Raw genomic sequence first — 597 nt, 5'->3', positions numbered from 1 at the left:
CCGAGCGAGTCGGAGACGGCGGAGAGCGCGGCGTTGTCGGCGCGCATCGACGTCGCGATCGACCAGTAGGCGGCGTTATCGGACGCGGTCGAGACGCGCTGGCCGGTCGAGATCCGGTTCTGCGTGGTCGCGAGCTGCGAGCTGACGTTCCGGAGGGTCTGCAGCGCGGTCATTGCAGACGAGTTGGTGAGCAGACTAGAACTCATTTTTGACGTCCCTTTGGAGATTGAATTGATTTTGGGGACATACCGGACTTGCACCGGTACGACAGGACGGCATCATGCCTTTGAGCTGCGGAAAAGCGCGCTCAACCTGACGTAACGGCGACGATAGCGCGCGAAGTTTGTGCGAGGCTTGTGGCTCAGTGACCGGACCGCGACAGGGTCAGCCAAATCGACGTGCAAAGTCGAAGTGCCAAGGTCATGGCGCGACCAGCGCACGCCAAAATGAAAAGGGCCGCACTTCGCGAGAAGCGCGGCCCTCTGCAGATGGTTTTGAGGCTTAGCCGCGGAACAGCGACAGGATGCTCTGGCTGTTCTGGTTGGCGATCGAGAGCGCCTGAACGCCGAGCTGCTGCTGGGTCTGCAGCGCCTGAAG

1 protein-coding gene is annotated in these 597 nt (G+C 61.6%); it reads right to left on the bottom strand.

Annotated elements, in window-relative coordinates:
- On the bottom strand, positions 1 to 206 hold a 206-nt coding region (locus tag AC5ZFO_RS48200; RefSeq protein WP_496124296.1), incomplete at its 3' end, for a flagellin N-terminal helical domain-containing protein.
- Between the last annotated feature and the right edge of the window lie 391 nt (positions 207 to 597).

This window comes from Bradyrhizobium sp. Unk1 (assembly GCF_059512345.1).
Note: the sequence above shows the minus strand (reverse complement) of the source record. Positions and strands in the feature narration are given on the sequence as shown.